Source organism: Mycobacteroides saopaulense, from assembly GCF_001456355.1.
Classification (GTDB): Bacteria; Actinomycetota; Actinomycetes; order Mycobacteriales; family Mycobacteriaceae; genus Mycobacterium; species Mycobacterium saopaulense.
The window spans coordinates 1,091,768-1,115,213 of the sequence record NZ_CP010271.1; the positions used below are offsets into that span (position 1 = coordinate 1,091,768).

Genomic DNA, 23,446 nt, shown 5'->3' on the forward strand with positions numbered 1-23,446 from the left:
CTGGCACACTATGGGTAATGGTGGCGATGTCGGCACTGGTCTTCGGGCTCAGCTGGTGGCTGGGTCTGTACTTGCTCGCCCGCAATCCCCGCAAGCCTGTCCTGGTTCTGGCGGCCATCGGACTCATCGGCTACTCCGTCGTCGTCGCGCTGGACGCGATCCGGGTGACTCCGGGCTCCGATGCCGAACTCCTCGGCCGCATCGAGGTTTTCACCGCGATCATTCCTAGCGTCGCCTGGCTGATGGTGCTGCTGGAACTCACCAACACCGGCGAACGATGGCGTGATCGCGCCACCATGGCGATACCCGGCGCCATCCTGGCGACGGTCCTGCTGGTGGGTGCATCGCTGGCCGGCACCATCGCCGGTCCCGCGCGGCTGGGGCATTGGATCATGTTCTGTGCCAATGGGACCGCCGCCGTCGGGGCCGCCATCTTGCTGTTCCGCCGACGCGCCTCGATACCGGGCTCGGCGCGTGGTGTCGTGCTGGTGGCCACCATGTTCTTCACCCTCGGCGATGCTCAGTTGATCATTCCGCTCGGCATCGTGCCGAGTTGGCTGGCGTTGGCGTCGACGGGCTTCGACCTGGTGCTCCTGGGTCTCGGCGTCGCGCTCTGGGACGCCTTCGACGAGGGACAGGCGCTGCGCGCTGACATGCTGCGCTCATTCGTGGCCTCGATCCTCGTCGGTGTGCTGTTCGGCGCGCAGGCCATGGTCGGCATCGCGGTGGTCGGCCAGTCGGTCGCGCTGGTGGTACTGCTGTTCACCAGCGTCGGCTTGGCCGTCTGTATCCAGGTGCAATCGGGCCCATTCGCCGACTTCCTTGACCGCCTGGCTTTCTCACATTCTCCGCAGCTGCGCCAGGAACGCTCCGAGCTGCGCAGCACCGAGGCGGCGCTGCCGCTGAAGTCGGCGTCGCCGATCGACGGTGTCGATGATGAGACATTCACCCGGCTCACCCGTCGCGCTCTCAGCCACTACGGCGATCTGGCCAAACTCGTCGCCAGCCCGCTGACCTCGCTGCCCACCATCGAGGAACGACTCACCTGTCGCGGCGCCTCGGATCAGCCCGTCGAACGTGCCAACGAACTCAGGGCGGTGCTCGCCGAATCCATCTCACGGCTCAAGCCCCGGGAAGGCGGCGACTTCGGCACGACGGACCAGTGGCGCTACTACAACGCCCTGTATTTCCCGTATGTGATGGGTGTGCGGGCATACGCGCAAGGTGCGACGGCCGCCGGGTTGGACCCGGTATCGCGTCAGGCGTGGCAGTGGTTGGTCACCGAGGTGCCGCAGCGTTCCTTGCACAACTGGCAGAACGCCGCGGCCAAGCTGATCGCGGCGGATCTGCGTGCGCAGACCGTCTCACCAGGGGCGCGGTAACCGCCCCCGTTCGCGTCGCCATCCGGCGTGGCTGCCCGGATGCCATCTCCACGATGTCGGGATGAACGGCCACGCCAGCGGCACGGCACGGCACAGCGCCCGGTAGGCCGTCTCGTCGGCCCGGTTCCAGCGGATCCCAAATCGCTTACGCACCTGGGCAGGCAGGCCTCCATAGATGGTCAACCGAAGTGGAGGCGCCAACGCCATCCGCATCGGTGTGGTGGGCAGTGCGAGTTTGGCGGCGGGTTTCAGGTAGGAAGCCACCGGCAGATAGGGCGACTTGCTCATGTCCGGAACGGCACGCCCCTCGATGACCTTCATCAGGTAGTCCGCGGCGGGGTTGGGCGTCAGCACTTCGTCGCAGTAGCGGTCCCACTCCTGTTGGAAAGCGGCCCTATTCGGCGGCAGCGGCTGCTCACTCATCGCGTACCGGCGATACCACTCGATGCCTTCCTGGTAGAGCTGCTCGCGCTGCGCGTCGGAGAGCCGATGACGGGAGTACCTGTCGATGGTCTGTTCGACCATCACCTGAAACGTGGCATGGGCCCACCAGAAGGTTGTCGGGTTCAGCGCGTGGTACCGGACACCGTCGGGTTGGACTCCCTTGATGCCGCGATGAAAGTCGCGCACCTTCATGCCGGTACCGGCGGCGGGATCGTCGTACACGGTGCCCAGGATCGGGGGCAACGAGCGGAACACCCTGTCGACGGGGTCTGCGAAGAAGTTCGAGTGCTCGATCAACGCGTACCCGATCGCAGGATCCATCGTTTGCAGCAGCCCGGCCGTACCGCCGGTGAAGGCAATGCGCATATCGCCTGCCCACCGCCACAACAATGAATGACGGCCCAGCTGCGCGCCCGGTGCGATAGGGATGACATCCGCTGTTGTCATCCATTGATGATGGCACATCACGCGGCGAATTGGCAGGGATTGGCAGTGCCGAATGTCGAGATGGCAGTGCGTTCCGAGAAACGTCGGTGGTGTCAGCTTTTCACGGAGCTTTCCCAGAAGGAGTCCGCAATGTCCATAGCCTCGGAGAACGCCTCGGTACTGCGCACACGGTTTGCCCAGCCCGACTCACTGCTGCGATTCGGGATCGGTCTCGACGGCATCGCCACCGGGACCGTTGCCGTCGGCCTCTTGATCGCGGCGAAATGGCTCGTCGAGCCACTTGGCCCGCCGCTGGGATTCCAGGTGGCGCATGCCGCGGCCCTCATCGCCTACGGCGTGCTGGCCTTCGTGTTGAGCCGGGCCGACAGGTCGAAGCTCGGCACCATCGGCATCGTCTACATCGCCGGAAACCTGTTGGCGACCGTGCTCTACGTGGCGGCGGGTGCCATGAAATGGGTACCGCTGACCACTGCCGGGGTGACGCTGTGCATCGCTTTCGGCGTCTACACCGCTGTCATGGCGGACATTCAGTTCACCGGACTACGGCGCCTGCGCTCCGCGTAGCCGCCCACATGGTTCACCCGATTCCGTGGTGAGCCGGTGCCGGGCCATCCGCTTGGTGGCCCGGCACCTTTCTGTCTACACCGGGGTCAGCGGCAACCGCAGCGCGCCGGGCGCGGACTCGGGAACGGTCGGACGGTTGGGCTGCACCGGAGCAATACGCTGGTATGGCGAGCCCAATGCCGGACGAGGATCGGCCTCACCCTTGTTGGGCCAGAATGCCATTGCGCGTTCGGCCTGGGCGGTGATGGTGAACGACGGGTTCACCCCCAGGTTCGCCGAGATCGCCGAACCATCGGAGACGTAGAGCCCGGGATAGCCGTAGACCCGCTGGTAGGGATCGATCACGCCGGTCTCGGGGGAATCGCCGATGGGGCAGCCGCCGATGAAATGGGCCGTCAGTGGGATGTTCATCGAATCCAGATGGGTGCTGCCCGCGTATCCGTCGACCTTGTCGGCCATCCGCCGTGCGACATCATGGGCCACCGGGATCCAGTCCGGATTCGGTTCTCCCGAGCCCTGTTTGGCGGTCATCTTCTTGCCGAACATCCCGCGCTTGAGATAGGTGGTCAGCGAGTTGTCCAGAGACTGCATCACCAGCACGATGATGGAGTGCTGCGCCGCGCGGTACGGGAACATCGACCGGAACATCATCGCGGGGTGCCGCAGGTTGGCCAGCCAGGTTCGTGCGAAACGCCACGGGCCGCCGTCGACCATGTTGGTGCCCAACATGCTCAGGAAGGTCGAGCCCTCCCCGTATCGGACCACCTCGACATGGGTGTTGGGTTCGGGGTGGATGGACGACGTGATAGCGACCCCCTGTGAGAAGTCGTCACGCTTGGGGGAGTAGACGATTGGCACTGATTCGGAGTTGGTGCGCGTCTGTTCGCCCAGGCGATCCGACAGGTTGGGCAGCGACCCCGAATCCTTGAATTTGTGCAGCAGCCGCTGGGTGCCCAGCGATGCCGCCGAGAACACCACATGCTGTGCGGTGAACGTGCGCTTCTTCTTGCGCACCAGCCGCCCGGTCTGTTTGGTGCTGACGGCGTAGCCTTCTCGGTCCTCCAAGGGCCGCACGTCGAGCACCTCGGTGAGCGGATGTATCTCGGCGCCGGCATGTTCGGCGAGGTACAGGTAGTTGGTCTCGGTGGTGTTCTTGGCGTTGTGCTTGCAACCGGTCATACACGCCGCGCACCCGATGCAGCCGGAGCGTTCGGGACCGGCGCCGCCGAAGAACGGGTCGGGCACCGTCTTGCCGGGCTCGTCTCCGAAGAACACACCCACGTTGGTCGGGTGGTACGTGTCCTCGACTCCCAGGTCCTTGGCCACCGCAAGCAGCACCTCGTCGGGCGGGGTGGTGTGCGGAGTCTGCGTGACCCCGAGCATCCGGCTGGCCTGGTCGTAATACGGCGCCAGTTCGGATTTCCAGTCGGTGATATGCGCCCACTGCTTATCGGTGTAGAACTGTTCCAAAGGCTCGTACAGGGTGTTGCCGTAGATCAGCGATCCGCCGCCGACGCCGACCGCGCTGGCGATGAAGGTCTTGCCGAGCACGGTGAGTCGTTGGGGGCCGAAGCATCCCAGCGCAGGTGCCCACATCGCCTTGCGTACGTGCCAGTTGTTCGGGGGAAAATCCTCGCGTTTCCAGCGTTTTCCCATGTCTAATATGCCGACTCGGTAGCCCTTTTCGGTGAGGCGGAGGGCCGCAACGCTCCCACCGAAACCGGACCCGATGACGACTACGTCGTAGTCATAGTCCATGGCGGTCAACCTACTGGTTGGTCGTGCGCTGTGGGGTGAAATCAGCCTTGCGCTTGGGCTAACGCGGCACGCATCTTCTCGTGCAGCAGGTTGATGGCCTGCAACGGACGGATCATGACCTTGAACTCCACGATCTTTCCGGCATCGTCGCAGGTGATGATGTCGACTCCGTTGATGTACTTGCCGTCGACGGTCGCCTCGAACTCGAGTGCCGCGGTGTTCCCGTCCAGGATTTCCTTGGTGTAGTGGAAGTTGTTATCGGGCCCGGCAAGCGTGGCGAAGGCGGCCAACAAGTACATGGCGGTGATCTGCTTACCCTGCTGCGGGGTGAACACCACGGGGGAGTAGAAGGTCGCGTCCTCGGCCAGCAGGTCGTTGAGTGCGTCCGGGTTCGCGCCCGAAATGATGCCGTGCCAGGTTTCAACCACGTCGTTGATCATGAGGCCGAATATACCATTCGGTCTACTTTGTTCAAGGGTCTACAGCTTGCGTAGCCGCAGCCGGTTGATCGAGTGGTCGGCATCTTTGCGTAGCACCAGCGTCGCGCGTGGCCGGGTCGGCAGGATGTTCTCTAGCAGGTTCGGCAGGTTGATCGAATGCCAAATCTCCTGTGCGGCAAGGGTTGCCTGCCTGTCGGACAGCTTGGCGTAATGGTGGAAATGCGAAGAAGGATTTGCGAAGGATGTGGAGCGCATCGCCAGGAACCGCGAGATGTACCACTGCTCGATGTCCTCGATTCGTGCGTCCACGTAGATCGAGAAATCGAACAGGTCCGAGACCATCAGGGTGGGACCGGTCTGCAGCACGTTCAAGCCCTCGAGAATCAGGATATCGGGTTGCTGCACAACGTGTTTCTCGTTCTTGATGATGTCGTACAGCAGGTGTGAGTACACCGGGGCTGTGACCTCGTGGGCTCCCGATTTGACCTCGGTGACGAATCGCAGCAGTCCGCGCCTGTTGTAGCTCTCTGGAAATCCCTTGCGGTGCATGATGTTCCGCCGGGATAGTTCGGCATTGGGGTAGAGAAATCCGTCGGTGGTGACCAGGTCCACGCGGGGATGGTGGTCCCATCGCGCCAGCAGCGCCTGCAGCACGCGGGCCGTCGTCGACTTGCCGACCGCGACGCTGCCCGCGACGCCGATGACGAATGGGACCAGACGGTCCGGGTGCTGGTCCCCGAGGAAGGTGGCGGTGGCGGCGAAGAGCCGCTGGCGGGCGGCCACCTGAAGGTGGATGAGACGAGCCAGTGGCAGGTAGACCTCGGCGACCTCGGTCAGATCGATCTGCTCGCCCAGGCCGCGTAGGCCGAAGAGCTCTTCTTCGGTGAGGACCAGCGGCGTGGACTTGCGCAGCGCGCGCCACTGTTTCCGGTCGAACTCCACGTAGGGGCTCGGCTCGCTCAGCCGCGGCATGGACGCAAGTCTTGCAGTAACCCTCCGTAAACGCGGCACTAGGGTTATGTGACATGGGCGATAACGGCGGGTCGAAGAGCAGTGTTGTCACCGAATACCTGCTGCTCGGGCTGCGATTTGACCGGATTGAAAGCGGCTACGTCGACTCGTTCACCGGTGATCCCGCGCTGCGGCAGCGTGTCGAGAACGAGCCCACCCCCGATCCGGCGGAGCTGGCCCGCCAGGCCGAGGCGCTGCGGTCGGAGCTGGCCGCCAGCGATCTCGACGGTGCGCGCAAGGCCTTCATCGACACGCATCTGAAGGCGCTGGCCTGCGCCGGACGCAAGTTCGCCGGGGAAGACATCGGATTCGTCGACGAGGTGCACGACTACTTCGACGTGCGTATCGCCAAGGGCGACGAGGAAAATTACCGCCAAGCGCACCGTGCCCTGGAAGCCGTTCTGCCTGAGGGCGGTTCGCTGCTGGAACGCAAGACTGCCTATGACCGGTCCCAGGAGATCGATCCCAATCGCCTACAGGAATGCGTGGACGCCTTTTCCAGCGCGTTGCGCGATCGGGTGCGTGCCGACTTTCCGCTGCCCGACACCGAGACGGTGACCTACGAGATCGTCAGTGACAAACCCTGGTCGGGCTTCAACTACTACGAGGGCAACTATCGCTCGACGGTCGCCGTCAATTCCGATCTCAAGCAGTACCTGAACAACGTGCCCGCCCTGATCGCCCACGAGTCCTACCCGGGGCACCACACCGAGCACTGCCGCAAGGAGGCCGGCCTGGTGCACCTGGGGGACCAGCAGGAACAGACCATCTTCCTGGTCAATACGCCGCAGTGCCTGATGGCCGAGGGGCTCGCCGATCTCGCCCTCTACGCGGCCGTCGGCGAGGACTGGGGGCTGTGGGCCCAGGAGATCTACGCGGACCTCGGGCTGCGCTTCGACGGCGAGCAGGCCCAGGCCATCGGTCGGGCGCGTGCCGGACTGATCAACGTGCGCCAGGACGCCGCGCTCATGCTTCACGATGAGCATCGCGACGTCGAGGACGTGATCGCCTTCCTGAAACGGTGGCTGCTGGTGCCCGATGAGCGGGCCCGTCACATGATCAAATTCCTGTCCTCGCCGCTGTGGCGGGCGTATATCTCCACCTATGTCGAGGGCTATCAATTGCTGAAGGGTTGGCTGGATCGTCGGCCGCCGGAGCAGTCACTCACGACCCGCTTCGGACGGCTGCTCGATGAGCCCCTGGTGGCGTCCACCCTGGTGTAACCGCCGACTAGGCTGATGGCCATGACCGACACAGCTTCAGCCGACATCGCACAGGGCGCGCAGTACGCCGAGACCGCCAGCGCCGCGTACCGCTCGGCGCTTGAGGTCATCGAGACCATCGAGCCGCGTATCGCCGACGCGACGCGCAAAGAGCTTGCCGACCAACGCGATTCGCTCAAGCTGATCGCCAGCGAGAATTACGCCTCGCCCGCGGTGCTGCTGACCATGGGCACCTGGCTCTCGGACAAGTACGCCGAGGGCACCATCGGGCATCGGTTCTACGCCGGTTGCCAGAACATCGACACCGTGGAGGCGCTGGCCGCCGAGCACGCCCGCGAGCTGTTCGGTGCGCCGTACGCGTACGCCCAGCCGCACTCGGGTATCGACGCCAATCTGGTTGCCTACTGGGCGATCCTGGCGACTCGGGTGGAGGCGCCCGCGCTGGCCGAGAAGGGCGTGCGCAACGTCAACGACCTGTCCGAGACCGACTGGGAGGAACTGCGCCACCAGTACGGAAACCAGCGGCTCATGGGCATGTCGCTCGACGCCGGCGGTCACCTGACCCACGGGTTCCGCCCGAACATCTCGGGCAAGATGTTCCACCAGCGCAGTTACGGCACTGACCCGCAGACCGGCCTGCTGGACTACGACGCCCTGGCCGCCGCCGCGCGTGAGTTCAAGCCGCTGGTCCTGGTGGGCGGCTACTCCGCCTACCCGCGCCGGGTGAACTTCGCCAAGCTGCGTGAGATCGCCGACGAGGTGGGTGCCACGCTGTTCGTCGACATGGCGCACTTCGCCGGTCTGGTCGCCGGAAAGGTCTTCACCGGCGACGAGAACCCGGTACCGCACGCCCACATCACCACGACCACCACCCACAAGTCGCTGCGCGGTCCGCGCGGCGGGCTGGTGCTGGCCACCGCCGAGTATTCCGATGCCGTCGACAAGGGCTGCCCGATGGTGCTCGGCGGACCGCTCTCGCACGTGATGGCCGCCAAGGCAGTCGCCCTGGCCGAGGCGCGTCAGCCCTCGTTCCAGGCGTACGCGCAGCGGGTCGCCGACAACGCCAAGGCTCTCGCCGAGGGCTTCCTCAAGCGGGGCGCCCGCCTGGTCACCGGCGGCACCGACAACCACCTGGTGCTGCTGGACGTGCAGTCCTTCGGGCTCACCGGACGTCAGGCCGAGTCCGCCCTGCTGGACGCGGGTGTGGTCACCAACCGCAACGCCATCCCGGCCGACCCCAACGGCGCCTGGTACACCAGCGGTATCCGGTTCGGCACCCCGGCACTCACCAGCCGTGGATTCGGCGCCGACGAGTTCGACAAAGTGGCCGAGCTCGTCGTGGAGGTGCTGACCAACACAAGTCCTGCGGAAGGCACCGCAGGTTCTTCCAAGGCCAAGTACACGCTCGCCGACGGAGTCGCGGACCGCGTGAAGGCTGAGTCGGCGGAACTACTGGCCGCAAACCCCCTGTACCCGGGCCTGACTCTCTAGGGTCTTTAGTCACCCCGAGCAGACGTAAAAGCCCCCGACACGCTGGTGTTTCGGGGGCTTTTACGTCTGTTGGCGAAGGGCCGCGCGGCGATTTCACAATTCTGTCGCGTCCGGTTACTGTTACCGCATGGCACAGAAACCTGTACCCAATGCGTTGACTCTTGAGCTGACGGATGTCGTCGCCGAGACCATCGACCGCCACCGCGACACCGCGGAGCTTTGGTACGCCCACGAGCACGTCCCCTACGACGAGGGCGAGAACTTCGCCTTCCTGGGCGGACGCGACTGGGAGCCCTCCGACGTCAAGCTGCCCAAGGCTGTCGTCGACGCCGTTCAGATCCTGCTCATCACCAAGGACAACCTCGCGGGCTACCACCGCGAGATCGTGGAGCATTTCTCGCTCGAGATCATCCCGTGGGCCGACTTCATCGGACGCTGGACTGCCGAAGAGAACCTGCACGCCATCGCGCTGCGCGAGTTCCTTGTGGTGACCCGCAACGCCGACCCCAACGCCGACGAGGACACCCGCTTGGCCCACGTCATGAAGGGCTACAGGGCCGACTCGTACACGCAGATCGAGACGTTGGTGTTCAACGCGTTCTTCGAGCAGATGCACGCGGTATTCGTCCGCAACCTCTCTGCGCAGACCGAGGACGCCGTGCTCAAGGGCCTGCTGGCCAACATCGAGAAGGATGAGCGCCGTCACGAGCAGATGTTCAGCAACATCGTGATGGAATGCCTGCGCCTGCACCCCGAAGACACCATCACCGCCATCAAGGCCCGTGCCGCGGAACTGAAGGTCATCGGTGCCGACATCGACGGTTACGAGGACAAGGTCGCCACGGTGGCCGAGGCCGGGATCATCGACGAGGGCACCGTGGAGGAGATCGTCCGCGAACTCACCGACAAATGGGGCGTCACCGAGCGGCTCTGATGCCTCGCCGAGTGCAGCCCCGGGCAGGGGCGCATTCGTGCTTTGTGGGACAACTCGACACTCGCGCGAAATGTGCGTTAACCCGGTGTTAGTCAACACGCTTGATTCGGTGCGCGGCATCTGCGGGTAGGTGCGAGTAGCGTCAAAAGCGATGGCTAGCGACATGCTTTGCTATCCGGGAGGTACTGATCGTGGCGAGAGCGACAGGACCGGCCCCGGTCCTGATGTGGACGGTCTCCATGAGGAGTCCACACACGGTACCGACCGCGTCCACGACAGATCGCGTGTGGTGCCGCACGGATGTCAGGAGCGCTCGGTGACTGCTTCAAAGAACCCTGGGACCAAGGCTGATGATCTTCGCGCAAGCGGCTCATCAATCCGCACCTACGTGCTCGACACCTCGGTGTTGTTGTCCGACCCTTGGGCCACAAACCGATTCGCCGAACACGAGGTAGTGATCCCGTTGGTGGTGATCAGCGAGCTGGAAGGCAAGCGACACCATCATGAACTGGGTTGGTTCGCCCGCACTGCGTTGCGGATGCTCGATGATCTGCGGCTGGAGCATGGCCGTCTGGATCAGTCCATTCCTGTTGGGACGCAAGGTGGTTCACTGCACGTCGAGCTGAATCACACCGATCCCTCGGTGCTGCCCGTGGGCTTCCGCACCGACTCCAACGACTCCCGAATCCTGGCGTGCGCGCTCAACCTCGCCGCCGAGGGCAAGCTGGTGACGTTGGTGAGCAAGGACATCCCGTTGCGCGTCAAGGCGGGTGCCGTGGGCCTGGCGGCCGACGAGTACCGGGCTCAGGACGTGGTGAACTCGGGCTGGACGGGTATGACCGAGCTGGACACCACCCCCGAAGTCATCGACTCGCTCTTCGAGTCCGGTGAGGTCGATCTGGAGGCGGCCCGGGATCTCCCGTGCCACACCGGAATCCGGCTACTCGGTGGAACCTCGAGCGCTCTGGGCCGTGTCAACGCGGATAAGCAGGTGCAACTGGTGCGCGGTGATCGTGAGGTCTTCGGCCTGCGCGGGCGCTCCGCGGAACAACGTGTGGCACTGGACATCTTGCTCGACGAGTCGGTAGGCATCGTCTCTCTCGGCGGTAAGGCCGGCACCGGCAAGTCGGCGCTGGCACTGTGCGCCGGACTCGAGGCGGTGTTGGAGCGGCGCAGCCACCGCAAGGTGGTGGTCTTCCGTCCGCTGTACGCCGTCGGTGGCCAGGAACTGGGCTACCTGCCGGGCAGCGAGAGCGAAAAGATGGGCCCGTGGGCGCAGGCCGTCTTCGACACCCTCGAAGGTCTGGCCTCACCGGCCGTCATCGAAGAGGTGCTCTCGCGCGGCATGCTCGAGGTGCTCCCGCTCACGCACATCCGTGGGCGATCGCTGCACGACTCCTTCGTGATCGTGGACGAGGCGCAGTCCCTGGAGCGCAATGTGCTGCTCACGGTGCTGTCGCGGTTGGGCACGGGCTCGCGGGTGGTGCTCACCCACGACGTCGCGCAGCGCGACAACCTGCGTGTCGGCCGTCACGACGGTGTCGCCGCGGTGATCGAAAAGCTCAAGGGGCATCCGCTGTTCGCGCACGTCACGCTGGTGCGCAGCGAGCGTTCGCCCATCGCCGCGCTGGTCACCGAGATGCTGGAGGAGTTCGGGCCCGGGCTCACTGCGTAAGGCCGGTATGAACCGGCTACTACGCTGTTAGACGTGCTATCCAAGCGTGACGTCTTTCGTTGGACCATGGTCGCGGCCGCGGTGGGAAGTCTGATCGCGGCCGCGATCGTCGTCACCGACAAGCAGCGCGCTCTTGCCGAGCCGGTGGACTGTCAGCGCGAGAAGTGTGTCGCGCTGACATTCGACGACGGGCCGAGCCCGTTCACCGATCGGCTGCTGGCGATCCTGCAAGCCAACGGCGCGCACTCGACCTTCTTCGAGATCGGCAACAAGGTCCAGCGCGATCCGGCGGGCGCCAAGCGGGTGGTGGACGCCGGGATGGAGCTGGGCAGTCACACCTGGGAACACCCCAACATGACGACGATCCCGCCGGAAGCGATCGCAGGCCAGCTGAGCAAGGCCAGTGACGCCATCGAAGCCGCGACCGGCCAGCGCCCCAAGCTGTTCCGCACCGCCGGTGGCCTGATCAACGACCAGGTGCTGGCCGAAGCCAAGAAGCAGGGCCTGGCCGACATCAACTGGGACGTCATCCCCTTCGATTGGGCCAACGACGCGAACACCGATGCCAGCCGCGCCATCCTGATGTCGCAGATCAAGCCGGGCTCAGTGGTGCTCTTTCACGACACCTACTCCAGCACGGTGGATCTGGTCGAGCAGTTCCTTCCCGTGCTGCGGGCCAACGGGTACCACGCGGTGACCGTCACGAAGCTGCTCGGCCCGCGTGAACCCGGCAGCAGTTACGGCAGCCGTGAGAACGGGCCGCCGGTAAACCTCCTGAAAGACATTCCGGCCTCGGAGATTCCGCCGTTGCCGAACACCCCGTCGCCGCTGCCCGCCACCAACATTCCCATCACCGACCTGCCCAACCAGGGTGCGGGTGGGCCGGCCGTCGGGCAGTAGTGGTGCGCCTGGTCGCTTTGGCGTTGATCACGGCACTGCTTGTCGGGCCCGCCAGCGTCATAGTTCCCGCCGCCCAGCGCTATTCGGCGACGATCAGCAGAGATGAACGCGGTGTCCCACACGTCAGCGCCGACGATTGGGGCTCGCTGGGCTACGGCACCGGATACGCATTCGGCGAGGACCGCGCCTGCACCCTGATCGACCAGATCGTCAAGGTGCGTGGCGAGCGCAGCAAGTGGCTTGGGCCGGGGGTCGGTAACCGGAACATCGACATGGATTTCGGTTACCGCCACCTGAAGCTATGGGAGAACGCTCCCCAGCGTTGGTCCGATCAGCCGGTCAGGGTGCGTGAACTCGTCGACGGGTATGTCGCGGGTTTCAACGAGTCGCTGGCGGTCAACGGCGTGAACGGCGGTTGGTGCGACGGTGCCGGCTGGGTCCGCCCGATCACCGCACAGGACCTGTACGCGCATTTCTCCGATGTCGTGATGACCGTGTCCAGCATCGCCGTGATCACCGAAATCGGCAGAGCGCAGCCGCCTTCGGGTGCCTCGGCACCGCATCCGGGTGCGTTGCCGTCGCCGCCGCGGATGGGAAGCAACGGGTGGGCGCTGGGCTCGGAACGTTCCACTACCGGCGGCGGTCTACTGTTGGCCAACCCGCATTACCCGTGGACGGGGGAGAACCGCCTTTGGGAGGCGCACCAGAGCATCCCCGGACAACTCAACGTCTACGGCGTCGGACTGTCCGGAATGCCCTTGGTGCAGCTTGGATTCACCGACGCGGTGGCCTGGACCGCCACGGTGGCCGCCGGGCGCCGCTTCGCGCTGTACCGCTATGACCTGGATCCGTCCGACCCCACCGCGTACTACGTCGACGGCCGGCGCCAGAGGATGACACCCGATCCCATCACCATCGAAGTGGCCGGCGAGCACGGCATCGCACCGATGAGCCGCACCCTCTATTCCACGAAGCACGGTCCGGTGGCCGACGTGGACACCGTCGGCTGGACCCGGGCGCAGGCCGTCGCGATGGCCGACGCCAACGCCGAGACCAACACCACGCTGTCCCAATACCTGGGCATGGCCACCGCGCGGTCCATGGACGAATTCCAGGACGTCTTCCGCACGAATCGCGGTGTGCCGTGGATGAACACCGTCTCGACGAGCGCCGACGGGCGCGCCTGGATCGTGGACACCTCGGGAACACCCAATCTGTCCAAGGAAGCCCTCGCTGCGTGGGCTGCCGACCGTGAAAAGCCGGGGCTGATCAGGGACGCGTTCCGCTCCGCGGGCATGGTGGTGCTCAACGGATCCCGATCGCTCTTCGACTGGGCCGACGACGAGAACGCGGCCGCCCCTGGGCTGATCGGCTACGACCACATGCCGCAGCTCGAGCGGCGCGACTACGTCTTCAACGCCAATGACAGCATGTGGCTTGCACATCCGGATCAGCTGCTCACCGGTTATCAGCCTCAGCAGGGCGGCGAGGGGTGGATGCTGTCGCCACGCACCAAGACCAACGCGCGACTGCTCGCGGAGAACAGTGGCAAGTGGTCCGTCGACGATGTGAGCGCGGCGTTGTTCTCCGATCGCGCGATCCTTGCCGATCAGCTGCGCGTGCCGCTGGTGCGGGCGTGCACCGCCACCACGGTCGTCGACGGCGTCGACCTCGCGCCCGCATGCTCGGCCCTGGCCGGCTGGGACGGCAGATTCACCAGGACCGCGCGGGGTGCCGTGGTGTTCCGCGAATGGCTCTCCAGGTTCACCCCGGCGGAACGCAAGGATCGGGGGCGGCTTTTCGCCGACGGCTTCAACCCGGCCAATCCTGTTGGTTCGCCGTCGGTTCCGGCCACCGATGTCGCGCCGTGGCTCACCGAACTCGCTGCCGCGGTGCGGCTGCTGCAGCGGGCCGGTATCCCGGTCGACGCACCGTTGGGGGATGTGCAACGTGAGTTCCATACCGGCCGGCTGCTGCCGGTCGGCGGCGGGACCGATATCGAGGGTGCGGCCAACATCGTCGACTGCTGTTCCTGGGGCACCACGTCCGAGCCGCAACCCAACCCGGGGGAGCGGGTGGAGCCGGGCACGGAGTTGCGCGCGATTCCGGGCGCCTTCAACGGCTATCCGGTCCAGGAGGGCGACAGCTTCATCATGGCGCTGCAATACGGTCCCGGCGGGCCGGACGCGAAAGGGCTTCTGGTCTATGGAAACCCGGACGATTCCAGGAACCCGGCGTATTACGCGGGGGCTCAGGCCTTCAGCGCCGAGCAGCTGCGTCCGCTGGCCTTCACCGTTGCCGACGTCGCCAAGGAGGCGGTGACCACGGTGACGATATCGAGGCCGCGCTAGGCCTCTCGGGGGCTGGGCTCCTGTGCGGCCGCGAACCACAGTGCCAGCGCCAGCAGTGCGGCCGTTACCAGCAGGCCGATTCCTTCGAGCAATCCCAGGGTCTGGCCCTGGTGATGATTGGTGTCCACCAGGTGGCTCACGGTGTGCAGCACCCAATGTCCGGTGGCTATCGCCAGCGTGGGCACCCGCCACGACGGCCACTTCATCGCGGCCAGCAGAGCCAGCCCGACCGGGATCGCGAAGGACCCGAAGTCGAACAGGTAGTGGTCATTTCGCACGCCGAATGCACCGAGGGTGTCGAAGAACGACGCGGGAGCCACAATCGCCCAGGTCCCCGTCACCGCCTGGTAGATACCGGCGATGACGAGGACCAGATGGACGAACCGAGCTTTAATTAATCTTTCACCTTCGCCATGGCGAGCACGTCCAGGCGCTTGTCCAGCTCCTCGACGCTGAGCTTGTCGCCGATGAGACCGCGATCGATGACCGTCTGCCGAATCGTCTTGCGCTCCTTGAGCGCTTCCTTGGCGACGGCCGCCGCTTCCTCGTAACCGATGGCCGAGTTCAGCGGGGTCACGATCGACGGCGACGACTCCGCCAGCGTCTTCAGGTGCTCCTCATTGGCCACCAGGCCGTCGACACACTTGTCGACGAAGAGGCGAGAGACGTTGGCCAGCAGCGTGAACGACTCCAGCAGGTTGCGCGCCATGACCGGGATGTACACGTTGAGCTCGAAGGCGCCGGAGAGGCCGCCCACGGTGATGGCGGCATCGTTGCCGATGACCTGTGCCGCAACCTGCGTGACAGCCTCGGGCAGTACCGGGTTCACCTTGCCGGGCATGATCGAGCTGCCGGGCTGCAGGTCGGGAAGCTGGATCTCGCCGAGGCCGGTGAGCGGGCCCGAGCCCATCCAGCGAATGTCGTTGGCGATCTTGGTCAGCGATGCGGCGATGGTCTTCAGCGCGCCCGAGCCTTCAACCAGCCCGTCGCGGGCAGCCTGCGCCTCGAAGGAATCCGAGGCGGTCTTCAGCTCCGAGAGGCCCGTCGACTGCTTCAGTACCTCAACAACTTTCGCGCCGAAGCCGTTGGGGGCGTTCAGGCCGGTGCCCACAGCGGTACCGCCGATGGGCAGCTCACCCAGTCGAGGGAGACACGCGCGCACCCGTTCTATGCCGGCCTCGATCTGACGGGCGTAGCCACCGAACTCCTGGCCCAGGGTCACCGGCACTGCGTCCATGAGGTGTGTGCGGCCGGACTTGACCACGGTCTTCCAGGCCTTGGCCTTGGTGGCCAGCGCCTGCTGCAGGTACTCCAGCGCCGGGATCAGGTCGCGCACAGCGGCTTCCGTCGCGGCCAGGTGGGTGGCCGTCGGGAAGGTGTCGTTTGAGGACTGCGACATGTTCACGTCGTCGTTGGGGTGCACGACAACCGGTGGCGTCGCCTGTGCCGCAATACTGGCGATCACCTCGTTGGCGTTCATGTTCGAGCTGGTGCCCGAACCGGTCTGGAACACGTCGATGGGGAACTGGTCGTCGTGCTTGCCGTCGGCGATCTCCTGGGCCGCGGCGATGATCGCGTCGGCCTTCTCGGCAGCCAGCAAGCCGAGGTCCTTGTTCACCTGTGCGCAGGCGCCCTTCAGCAGGCCGAGCGCGCGGATCTGTGTGCGCTCCAGGCCGCGTCCCGAGATGGGGAAGTTCTCGACCGCGCGCTGAGTCTGCGCGCGCCACAGTGCTTCCACGGGCACCCGGACCTCGCCCATGGTGTCGTGCTCGATGCGGTACTGCTGTTCAGACAATGGTCTTCCTTCTCGTCGTCGATGATGGAATCAGGGGAGGGGGTGGGTGGCGTCGTCGTCGCCGGTGAAGTCGACCGCGGAGTACTCGCGGAGCTTGGTGAGGCGGTGGTAGGCCTCGATCATCCGGACGGTGCCGGATTTGGAGCGCATCACGATCGACTGCGTGGTGCAGCCGCCGCCGAAGTACCGGACGCCCTGCAGTAGATCGCCGTCGGTGACGCCGGTCGCGCAGAAGAAGACATTTTCTCCGGACACCAGATCCTCGGTGGTTAGGACCTGGTCCAGGTCGTAGCCGGCGTCGATGGCCTTCTGGCGTTCCTCGTCATCGCGCGGCGCGAGCTTGCCGTGAATGGCGCCACCCATGCAGCGCATGGCGGCCGCGGCGATGATGCCTTCGGGGGTGCCGCCGATGCCCAGCAGCATGTCGGTACCGGAGTTGGGGCGGGCGGTGGAGATGGCGCCGGCCACGTCGCCGTCGGAGATGAGGCGGATGCGGGCGCCGGTCTGGCGGACGTCCTGGATCAGCTCGCCGTGACGGGGGCGATCGAGGATGCAGACGGTGATGTCGGAGACCGAACAGTTGCGCACCTTGGCCACGCGCTTGATGTTCTCCGAGACGGGGGCGGTGATGTCGATGACATCGGCGGCGTCGGGTCCGACGGCGATCTTCTCCATGTAGAAGACGGCCGAGGGGTCGAACATGGCGCCGCGCTCGGAGACCGCGAGCACCGAGATCGCGTTGGGCATGCCCTTGCTCATCAGGGTGGTGCCGTCCACGGGGTCCACCGCGAAATCGCAGTCCGGACCGTCGCCGTTGCCGACTTCCTCGCCGTTGTAGAGCATCGGGGCGTTGTCCTTCTCGCCCTCGCCGATGACGACCACACCGCGCATGGAAACGGAGTTGACCAGCTCACGCATGGCGTCGACGGCGGCACCGTCGCCCTTCTCCTTCTCACCGCGGCCGACCCATCGACCCGCGGCCATGGCACCCGCCTCGGTGACTCTGACCAGCTCTAACGCCAGGTTGCGGTCCGGGGCTTCTCTGCGCGACGGGCTCATGGGTTGTGATTCTTTCATGTGCCCCTGCGAGGATGGGAGGCATGGGAGGCAGCGCAGATACAGACGGAGATCCCGGGCCCGACGACCGCGTCGCGGTCCCGGCACCCCGGCCGGCCAAGCCGCGCCTGTTCCAGGACGGCCGCGACATGTTCTGGTCGATGGCCCCGCTGGTGGTCGCATGCATCGTGTTGGCCGGAATCCTCGGCATGTGTTCGTTCACCCCCAGCGGTCCGACGGTGGGCAAGCCGCCTGCCTATGACGCGCACGCCGCGCTGCAGGCCGATGCCCGGCAGTTCCCGTTCCCCGTTCGTGAGCCGTCGTTGCCGCAGGGCTGGCAGGCCAACTCCGGCGGGCGCGACAGCGTCGACGGGGGACCGTTGTCCAAGGTCGGCTATCTGAATCCGGCGGGTGCGTACATGGCGGTGGTGCAGAGCGCCGCTCCCGAGGAGAAGCTCGTCCCGAAGCTGAACGGCGCCCTTGTTCCGAGTGGTCCCGAGGACGTCGACGGGGTCACCTGGGTGAAGTACGAGGGTGGCGAGGACGCCGAGCCCGCCTGGGTGACGCGTTTGGCGACGCCCGCTCCGGGAACCACCGTCGCGATCACCGGAGCGGGAAACACCGAGGCGTTCCGGACCATCGCACGTGCGGTGCAGACGGCCAAACCGCTGCCGCGCTGACTGTCCCGCCCCGCTCTCCCTCTACCGGCCTTCCCTTTCCCGGCGAGATGACATCTATGCGGGTCTCTTCTCGACAATCGCCCGCGCCATTGTCATCTCGCCGCGCCACCCTGCGGCGTGGAGTGCATCGGCTACCCGGTCGACAATGGTCGGCGGCCGCCGCAGCATGTCGCTGCTCACCCGGATGATCCGCCAGCCAAGCGATTCCAGTTCCGCGAGGCGCTCGATGTCCTTGGCGCGCTGCGCCGGGTCGGTCCAGTGTTGAGCGCCATCGAACTCGACGCCGACCTTCCATTGCTCCCAGCCCATGTCGATGCGGGCGAACACCCAGCCGAACTCGTCGATCACCTGGATTTGGGTCTGCGGCATCGGCAGCCCGCCTCTGACGAGCACCAACCGCGTGCGTGTTTCCTGCGGTGACTCGGCGCCGCCGTCGACAAGCCCGAGCAGTTCGCGCAGTTGCACCGTGCCCCGCGCACCCCGGTGGCGGTCGATCAGTTTCTGTGCGTCCGCAGCGCGGAGGCCGGTTGCCCGGCACAGCGCGTCGAGGTGAATCAGGGCCTCGGTGAAGGGCATTCGCCGACCGATGTCGAACGCGGTGCGTGCCGGTGTGGTCAGTGACATGTCGTTGCGGACGATGTATTCGTCGGGTGCGAGCTGGTCGCGATGCAGCGTGATCCCATCGGGGGCATGTCGGCGGGCGGACGCTAGTTCCGCCGACCCGTCGGGGGAGATCCATTTCGAACCCAGGAGTGCCGCCGCCGACAGGCCCGCCACGACCGCTGTGCGCTTCGACCACAACCACGCCGCAACGGCGCGGTTGGCGGCCGTCAACGCAATCCCGTTGGGCACATACACGTCCGGATAGACACGCCGGTTGCGTGTCTCCAACGTCCAGCGCGTGGTGTCGGTCGTTGCGAGTAGTTCGGTGCCTATGAATGCATCCCCCATGAGCGCGACCCTGGCACAACCCACCGACACACGGTCACAATCCACGGACGCGCGGTCGAGATGACATCTATGCCGTGATTTGGGGTCGATTGCCCGCGTGAATGTCATCTCGGCGGGGAGAGGGGAGGGGCGCCCGGGGGCGCTAAGGGCAGGGGTGCCGGGGGCGGCAAGGGCAGGCGGTTAGTCGGAGTCCAGCGCGTCTTCGATGCGCTTGCGGGCACCCGCGAGGTGTTCCTCGCAGCGCTTGGCCAGTGCCTCGCCGCGCTCCCAGAGCGCCAGTGAAGTGTCCAGATCCAGGCCACCCTGTTCGAGCTGCTGCACGACGTCGATCAGCTCGCCACGCGCTTGCTCGTAGCCGAGTTCGGCGGGGTTGGTCATGACGGTTATCCTGTCACGGTCGCGGTCACGGCACCATCGGAAACGCGTACTCGCAGCGATGCCCCGGGCGGAGCATCGGCCACCGTTCGCAGCACCTCCACGGTGCCATCGTCGCGCACGCGCTGTACCACCGAGTACCCGCGGGCCAGCGTGGCGGCAGGCCCCAGTGTGGCCAACTGCGCCGACAAATGCGCGACCCGCTGCGACTCCATGTCCACCAGCCGCTGCACATCGCGACGCAAAGCCGTTCGCGCGATACCGATTTCATCCTGGCGGGTGCTGACCATCCGCAGCGGATCGGCCAACACCGGCCGGCTGCGCACCTGGTCGAGTCCACGCTGCTCGCGCTGCACCCAGTTGCGCAACGCCTGCGCCGAGCGACGCCGCAAGTCCAGAATCAGCGCCTGCTCGGCTGCGGCATCGGGCACCAGCTTCTTGGCGGCATCGGTGGGCGTGGCTGCGCGCAGATCGGCCACCAGATCGGACAGCGGGTTGTCGGGCTCATGGCCGACGGCGCTCACCACCGGGGTGCGGCAGGCCGAAATCGCGCGGCACAGCGTCTCATCGGAGAAGGGCAGCAGGTCCTCCACGCTGCCACCGCCGCGCGCCAGCACGATCACATCCACCGACGGATCGGCATCGAGGGCCTGCAACGCGGCGACGATCTCGGCCACGGCATGAGGACCCTGCACCGGAGTGTTGCGTACCGCGAATTGCACTGCGGGCCAACGAGTGAGGGCAACAGAGGTGACGTCGTGCTCGGCGGCGCTCGCCCGTCCGGTGATCAGCCCGATGCGGGCAGGCAGGAACGGGATCGGGCGCTTCAATCGCGCGTCGAACAAGCCCTCGGCGGCCAGCAGCTGGCGTAGCCGCTCGATGCGGGCCAGCAGCTCGCCGATGCCCACTGCGCGAATTTCGCTGAGCCGCAACGAGAACGATCCGCGCACCGTGTAGAAGGTGGGCTTGCCGCACACCACCACTTGGGTGCCTTCGGTTAGCTTCACCGGAGCGTTGCGCACCATGTCGGGTGGAGAGGTGACGGTCAGCGACATGTCGGCGGCGGGGTCGCGCAACACCATGAACACGGTCTTACTGCCGGGCCGCACGTCGATCTGCGTCAGCTGACCTTCCACCCACACCTGGCCCAGGCGGTCGATCCACTTGGCCACCCGGGTGGCGACAGCCCGGACCGGCCAGGGGTTCTCCGGGCTTGTTCCCGGATCAGCCACGGGCAGCGGCGCGCGTGATCCTGTTCGCGAGCAAGGTCTGATACGGCGCCCGTGCCTTGTGAGCGTCTTCGTAGGCCAGCAGCTCTTCGAGCTCACTCACGGACAGCGACTGCAGCCGCGCCCGCAGCTGGGCCAGCGTCAGGTCGTGATACCCGAGCTCGACGACGACGTCGGGAGCGTTCGGATCCGCGGATTCGGGGGTCGGCGCCGGTGTGGCCTTTTTCGCCGGGGCCTTCTTGGCGGCGGCCTTTTTCGCCGGAGCCTTGCGGGGCGCGGCCTTCTTGACGGGCTCGGCCTCGGGCGCCGGTGCCGCTGCCTCAGTCTCCGGGGCCGACGGCTCCGAGGAGTACAGCGCAAAGCGTCCCTGCGTCATCCGCTCGGCGGCGTCCTCGTAGACGGCGGCGGCCTGCGACTCGTCGGGTTCGGGTGCGTCCAGCTCGTCGAGGTCCTCGTCGAAGGTCGCCCACTCCGGCTGCTCATCGGTGGGCGGGAAGATGTTTTCCCAGGTCTCGTCGCCCTTGATGGCCAGTTCGGTGACTGTCTGCTGGAACCGCATGAAGTTCTGCACCGTCTGACTGGCGGCCGTCATGGGATAGGTCAGCACCGCCTGCGGCAGCTTGCGAGTCTCTTCGAGAACGGTAGCGGCGACCCCAAGAAGCAACCGGACGCCGAACGGAGGACGAATCATAGGTCCAAGCTTGCCTTACGTCGGTCGTGCAGCGAAAGGCTGGGCCGTAAGCTGGTGACTATGGCTGCAGTCGATATGGGCACTCCGGGGATGGTGAGCACCGTCGTCGGCCCGGCGACGAGCAAGCGCGTGCTGCTGGCTGAGCCACGTGGCTATTGCGCGGGTGTCGACCGTGCCGTCGAGACCGTCGAGCGAGCGCTGGAGAAACACGGCGCCCCCGTCTACGTGCGTCATGAGATCGTGCACAACCGCTACGTGGTGGACACGCTGGCCAAGGCGGGTGCGATCTTCGTCGACGAGACCGATGAGGTGCCCGAGGGCGCGATCGTCGTCTTTTCCGCGCACGGGGTGGCGCCAACTGTGCACCTGGACGCTGCGGCACGCAATCTGAAGACCATCGACGCCACCTGCCCGCTGGTCACCAAGGTGCATCAGGAGGCCAAGCGCTTTGCGCGCGACGACTTCGACATCCTGCTCATCGGCCACGAGGGTCATGAGGAGGTCATCGGCACCGCAGGTGAGGCTCCCGATCACGTGCAGCTGGTCGACGGCCCCAACGCGGTGGACAACGTCACCGTGCGTGACGAGAACAAGGTCATCTGGCTGTCCCAGACGACGCTGAGCGTCGACGAGACCATGGAGACGGTGCAGCGCCTGCGCGAGCGGTTCCCGACGCTGCAGGACCCGCCCAGCGACGACATCTGTTATGCCACGCAGAACCGCCAGGTCGCGGTGAAGGCGATGGCCCCCGAATGTGAACTGGTGATCGTCGTCGGTTCACGCAACTCGTCGAACTCGGTGCGGTTGGTCGAGGTCGCCTTGAATGCGGGCTCCAACGCCTCCTACCTGGTCGACTACGCCGAGGATATCGATCCGGCCTGGCTTGAGGGCGTGACCACGGTTGGCGTCACCTCGGGTGCTTCGGTACCGGAGGTGCTGGTGCGCGGCGTTTTGGAACGGCTCGCGGAGCACGGATACGGCCAGGTGCAGCCGGTCACCACGGCCAACGAGACGTTGGTGTTCGCATTGCCACGCGAACTGCGTGCCTCACGGCGCTAGTTCGGCTAGCGGTCGTAATCCCAGGAGTCGTATCGGTCCGTGGAACGTCGCCGCGGCGCGGGTGGCCGCTCATCGCGGTACCTGACGGCCGGCCGGTGCGGTTCGCGCGGAGCCTCGGCGCGAGGTTCGCGGTAGCGGGGCCGTTCTTCATATCCGGCGTCGTACCCGTAGTCGTCGTATTCGTCGCGGACCCGACGGGCAGGACGGCGTTCGGTCCGCATGGGGCGCTCGTCTTCCCACGGGGTGCCCAGCGACGAGGTCCGGCGCGATACGGGTTCGGAATCGCGGGTCGGGCGGCGCCGTGCCGCGGACTCGTGTCGTCCGTGCCGCGTCCGTGCGGCCTCGTCGGCGCGCGGACGACGGGTCCCGGAGGTTCGTGCGGTCTTGGTCGCGGTGCCGCCCTCGGCATCCACCAGCGCCTGCACCCGCGTGCGTGTCGTCGTCTTCGGCCTGGCCGCCTTGGTGCCCTTGGGCTTGGCGGTCTTGGGTGCTTTTTCCTTGATGGGCTTGCCGGTGAAAATTCCCCAGTACCAGCGCACCACTCCGATGATCAACACGCCCAGGGCGGTGCTGATCATCAACGGAAAGCGTTCGATCAGTGGGTACCCGATGGTGATCGCCGTCGACTTTCCACCCGAAAGTGGTGCCTGCGACATGATCATGTAGGCCATCGGGATGCTCGCGAACAAGATGAGCGGCGGCTGTACGACGGCGGTGAAGATCGATGCGTACCGGACCGCCAGAACGGCGACAACGCATCCCGCCGCATAGCAGCCAGCGAACGCGCCGGTCAGCTTCTCACCGTTGGTCATCGCGTCGAGCGCGAAACCGAGCAAGGTTCCGGCAACCGCGATCAGGATGGCACCCCACCACGGCACACCCGGGATATCGGGGTGTGCCGACCGGTGATCGGCTTCCACCGATGAGCGGGCGCGTTGACCTGTCACATGTTGAAAGGTACCGGTGCCGAGCCGGATGTTCGGTAACGGT

At 65.9% G+C, this 23,446-nt stretch carries 22 protein-coding genes; 10 read left to right on the forward strand and 12 right to left on the reverse strand.

The features are described from left to right. Positions 1 to 17: 17 nt before the first annotated feature. Complete coding sequence (locus tag MYCSP_RS05500) at positions 18 to 1,382, forward strand: hypothetical protein (RefSeq protein WP_088413347.1); 1,365 nt, start codon at positions 18 to 20, stop codon at positions 1,380 to 1,382. Here the strand turns inward: MYCSP_RS05500 and MYCSP_RS05505 are convergent. After that, positions 1,365 to 2,273 carry an oxygenase MpaB family protein gene (locus tag MYCSP_RS05505; protein ID WP_088413348.1) on the reverse strand — a complete coding sequence of 303 codons (909 nt, stop codon included), beginning with the start codon at positions 2,271 to 2,273 and terminating at the stop codon, positions 1,365 to 1,367. The genes MYCSP_RS05500 and MYCSP_RS05505 overlap by 18 nt on opposite strands. Before the next feature lie 129 nt (positions 2,274 to 2,402). Here MYCSP_RS05505 and MYCSP_RS05510 point away from each other — a divergent pair, with 129 nt between their 5' ends. Then, the gene (locus tag MYCSP_RS05510) at positions 2,403 to 2,837 is read left to right on the forward strand and encodes a hypothetical protein (RefSeq protein WP_088415457.1); all 435 of its coding nucleotides are present in this window, start codon (positions 2,403 to 2,405) and stop codon (positions 2,835 to 2,837) included. Positions 2,838 to 2,912: 75 nt separating this feature from the next. On the opposite strand, the gene MYCSP_RS05515 is transcribed toward MYCSP_RS05510, so the two are convergent. The 3 genes from MYCSP_RS05515 to coaA are packed head-to-tail and all read right to left on the reverse strand — an operon-like array spanning position 2,913 to position 6,007. Then, entirely contained in the window at positions 2,913 to 4,595 is a 1,683-nt protein-coding gene (locus MYCSP_RS05515) for a GMC oxidoreductase (protein ID WP_070913256.1), read from the reverse strand. Positions 4,596 to 4,636: 41 nt separating this feature from the next. After that, complete coding sequence (locus MYCSP_RS05520; protein WP_083014669.1) at positions 4,637 to 5,035, reverse strand: nuclear transport factor 2 family protein; 399 nt, start codon at positions 5,033 to 5,035, stop codon at positions 4,637 to 4,639. Between the two features lie 39 nt (positions 5,036 to 5,074). Then, positions 5,075 to 6,007, reverse strand: coding sequence for a type I pantothenate kinase (gene coaA, locus MYCSP_RS05525; protein ID WP_088413349.1), 933 nt, complete (start codon positions 6,005 to 6,007; stop codon positions 5,075 to 5,077). Positions 6,008 to 6,060: 53 nt separating this feature from the next. Here coaA and MYCSP_RS05530 point away from each other — a divergent pair, with 53 nt between their 5' ends. The 6 genes from MYCSP_RS05530 to MYCSP_RS05555 all read left to right on the forward strand — a co-directional run bounded on the left by MYCSP_RS05530 (position 6,061) and on the right by MYCSP_RS05555 (position 14,620). Continuing rightward, on the forward strand, positions 6,061 to 7,269 hold the full coding sequence (locus tag MYCSP_RS05530; protein ID WP_083014673.1) for a DUF885 domain-containing protein: 1,209 nt from the start codon (positions 6,061 to 6,063) through the stop codon (positions 7,267 to 7,269). A 21-nt stretch (positions 7,270 to 7,290) separates the two neighbouring features. Beyond that, on the forward strand, positions 7,291 to 8,760 hold the full coding sequence (locus MYCSP_RS05535; protein ID WP_088415459.1) for a glycine hydroxymethyltransferase: 1,470 nt from the start codon (positions 7,291 to 7,293) through the stop codon (positions 8,758 to 8,760). A 127-nt stretch (positions 8,761 to 8,887) separates the two neighbouring features. Continuing rightward, positions 8,888 to 9,694 (forward strand): acyl-ACP desaturase, encoded by an 807-nt coding sequence (locus MYCSP_RS05540; RefSeq protein ID WP_070913259.1) that lies wholly within the window; start codon positions 8,888 to 8,890, stop codon positions 9,692 to 9,694. Between the two features lie 316 nt (positions 9,695 to 10,010). Next, the gene (locus MYCSP_RS05545; RefSeq protein WP_083014756.1) at positions 10,011 to 11,369 is read left to right on the forward strand and encodes a PhoH family protein; all 1,359 of its coding nucleotides are present in this window, start codon (positions 10,011 to 10,013) and stop codon (positions 11,367 to 11,369) included. Between the two features lie 33 nt (positions 11,370 to 11,402). Continuing rightward, positions 11,403 to 12,269 carry a polysaccharide deacetylase family protein gene (locus MYCSP_RS05550; RefSeq protein WP_083336278.1) on the forward strand — a complete coding sequence of 289 codons (867 nt, stop codon included), beginning with the start codon at positions 11,403 to 11,405 and terminating at the stop codon, positions 12,267 to 12,269. 2 nt (positions 12,270 to 12,271) lie between these two features. Continuing rightward, positions 12,272 to 14,620 (forward strand): penicillin acylase family protein, encoded by a 2,349-nt coding sequence (locus MYCSP_RS05555; protein ID WP_088415461.1) that lies wholly within the window; start codon positions 12,272 to 12,274, stop codon positions 14,618 to 14,620. On the opposite strand, the gene MYCSP_RS05560 is transcribed toward MYCSP_RS05555, so the two are convergent. From MYCSP_RS05560 to glpX, 3 genes are read right to left on the reverse strand one after another with little or no spacing between them, the layout of a single operon-like run. Further along, entirely contained in the window at positions 14,617 to 14,961 is a 345-nt protein-coding gene (locus MYCSP_RS05560; RefSeq protein ID WP_235629525.1) for a hypothetical protein, read from the reverse strand. The two genes, MYCSP_RS05555 and MYCSP_RS05560, sit on opposite strands and share 4 nt — an antisense overlap. A 53-nt stretch (positions 14,962 to 15,014) precedes the next feature. Beyond that, positions 15,015 to 16,415, reverse strand: a complete 1,401-nt coding sequence (locus tag MYCSP_RS05565) for a class II fumarate hydratase (protein ID WP_083014684.1) — start codon at positions 16,413 to 16,415, stop codon at positions 15,015 to 15,017. Between the two features lie 30 nt (positions 16,416 to 16,445). Then, positions 16,446 to 17,474: a class II fructose-bisphosphatase gene (gene glpX / locus MYCSP_RS05570; protein WP_083014688.1), complete on the reverse strand. Its 1,029-nt coding sequence runs from the start codon at positions 17,472 to 17,474 to the stop codon at positions 16,446 to 16,448. 41 nt (positions 17,475 to 17,515) lie between these two features. Here glpX and MYCSP_RS05575 point away from each other — a divergent pair, with 41 nt between their 5' ends. Then, a complete protein-coding gene (locus MYCSP_RS05575) occupies positions 17,516 to 18,151 on the forward strand; it encodes a DUF4245 domain-containing protein (protein ID WP_088413351.1) in 636 nt (211 codons plus the stop codon). Between the two features lie 54 nt (positions 18,152 to 18,205). Here MYCSP_RS05575 and MYCSP_RS05580 read toward each other — a convergent pair whose 3' ends face one another. The 4 genes from MYCSP_RS05580 to MYCSP_RS05595 all read right to left on the reverse strand — a co-directional run bounded on the left by MYCSP_RS05580 (position 18,206) and on the right by MYCSP_RS05595 (position 21,397). Next, complete coding sequence (locus MYCSP_RS05580) at positions 18,206 to 19,102, reverse strand: endonuclease domain-containing protein (protein WP_088413352.1); 897 nt, start codon at positions 19,100 to 19,102, stop codon at positions 18,206 to 18,208. Positions 19,103 to 19,282: 180 nt separating this feature from the next. Then, positions 19,283 to 19,480, reverse strand: coding sequence for an exodeoxyribonuclease VII small subunit (locus MYCSP_RS05585; protein ID WP_052539785.1), 198 nt, complete (start codon positions 19,478 to 19,480; stop codon positions 19,283 to 19,285). A 5-nt stretch (positions 19,481 to 19,485) separates the two neighbouring features. Continuing rightward, entirely contained in the window at positions 19,486 to 20,709 is a 1,224-nt protein-coding gene (xseA, locus tag MYCSP_RS05590) for an exodeoxyribonuclease VII large subunit (protein ID WP_088413353.1), read from the reverse strand. After that, positions 20,702 to 21,397 (reverse strand): lipid droplet-associated protein, encoded by a 696-nt coding sequence (locus MYCSP_RS05595; RefSeq protein WP_088413354.1) that lies wholly within the window; start codon positions 21,395 to 21,397, stop codon positions 20,702 to 20,704. The genes xseA and MYCSP_RS05595 overlap by 8 nt, the downstream gene beginning before the upstream one ends. Positions 21,398 to 21,457: 60 nt before the next feature. Here MYCSP_RS05595 and MYCSP_RS05600 point away from each other — a divergent pair, with 60 nt between their 5' ends. Further along, entirely contained in the window at positions 21,458 to 22,456 is a 999-nt protein-coding gene (locus MYCSP_RS05600) for a 4-hydroxy-3-methylbut-2-enyl diphosphate reductase (RefSeq protein ID WP_088413355.1), read from the forward strand. A gap of 5 nt (positions 22,457 to 22,461) precedes the next feature. Here MYCSP_RS05600 and MYCSP_RS05605 read toward each other — a convergent pair whose 3' ends face one another. Beyond that, a complete protein-coding gene (locus MYCSP_RS05605) occupies positions 22,462 to 23,403 on the reverse strand; it encodes a DMT family transporter (protein ID WP_209435428.1) in 942 nt (313 codons plus the stop codon). Positions 23,404 to 23,446: the final 43 nt, after the last annotated feature.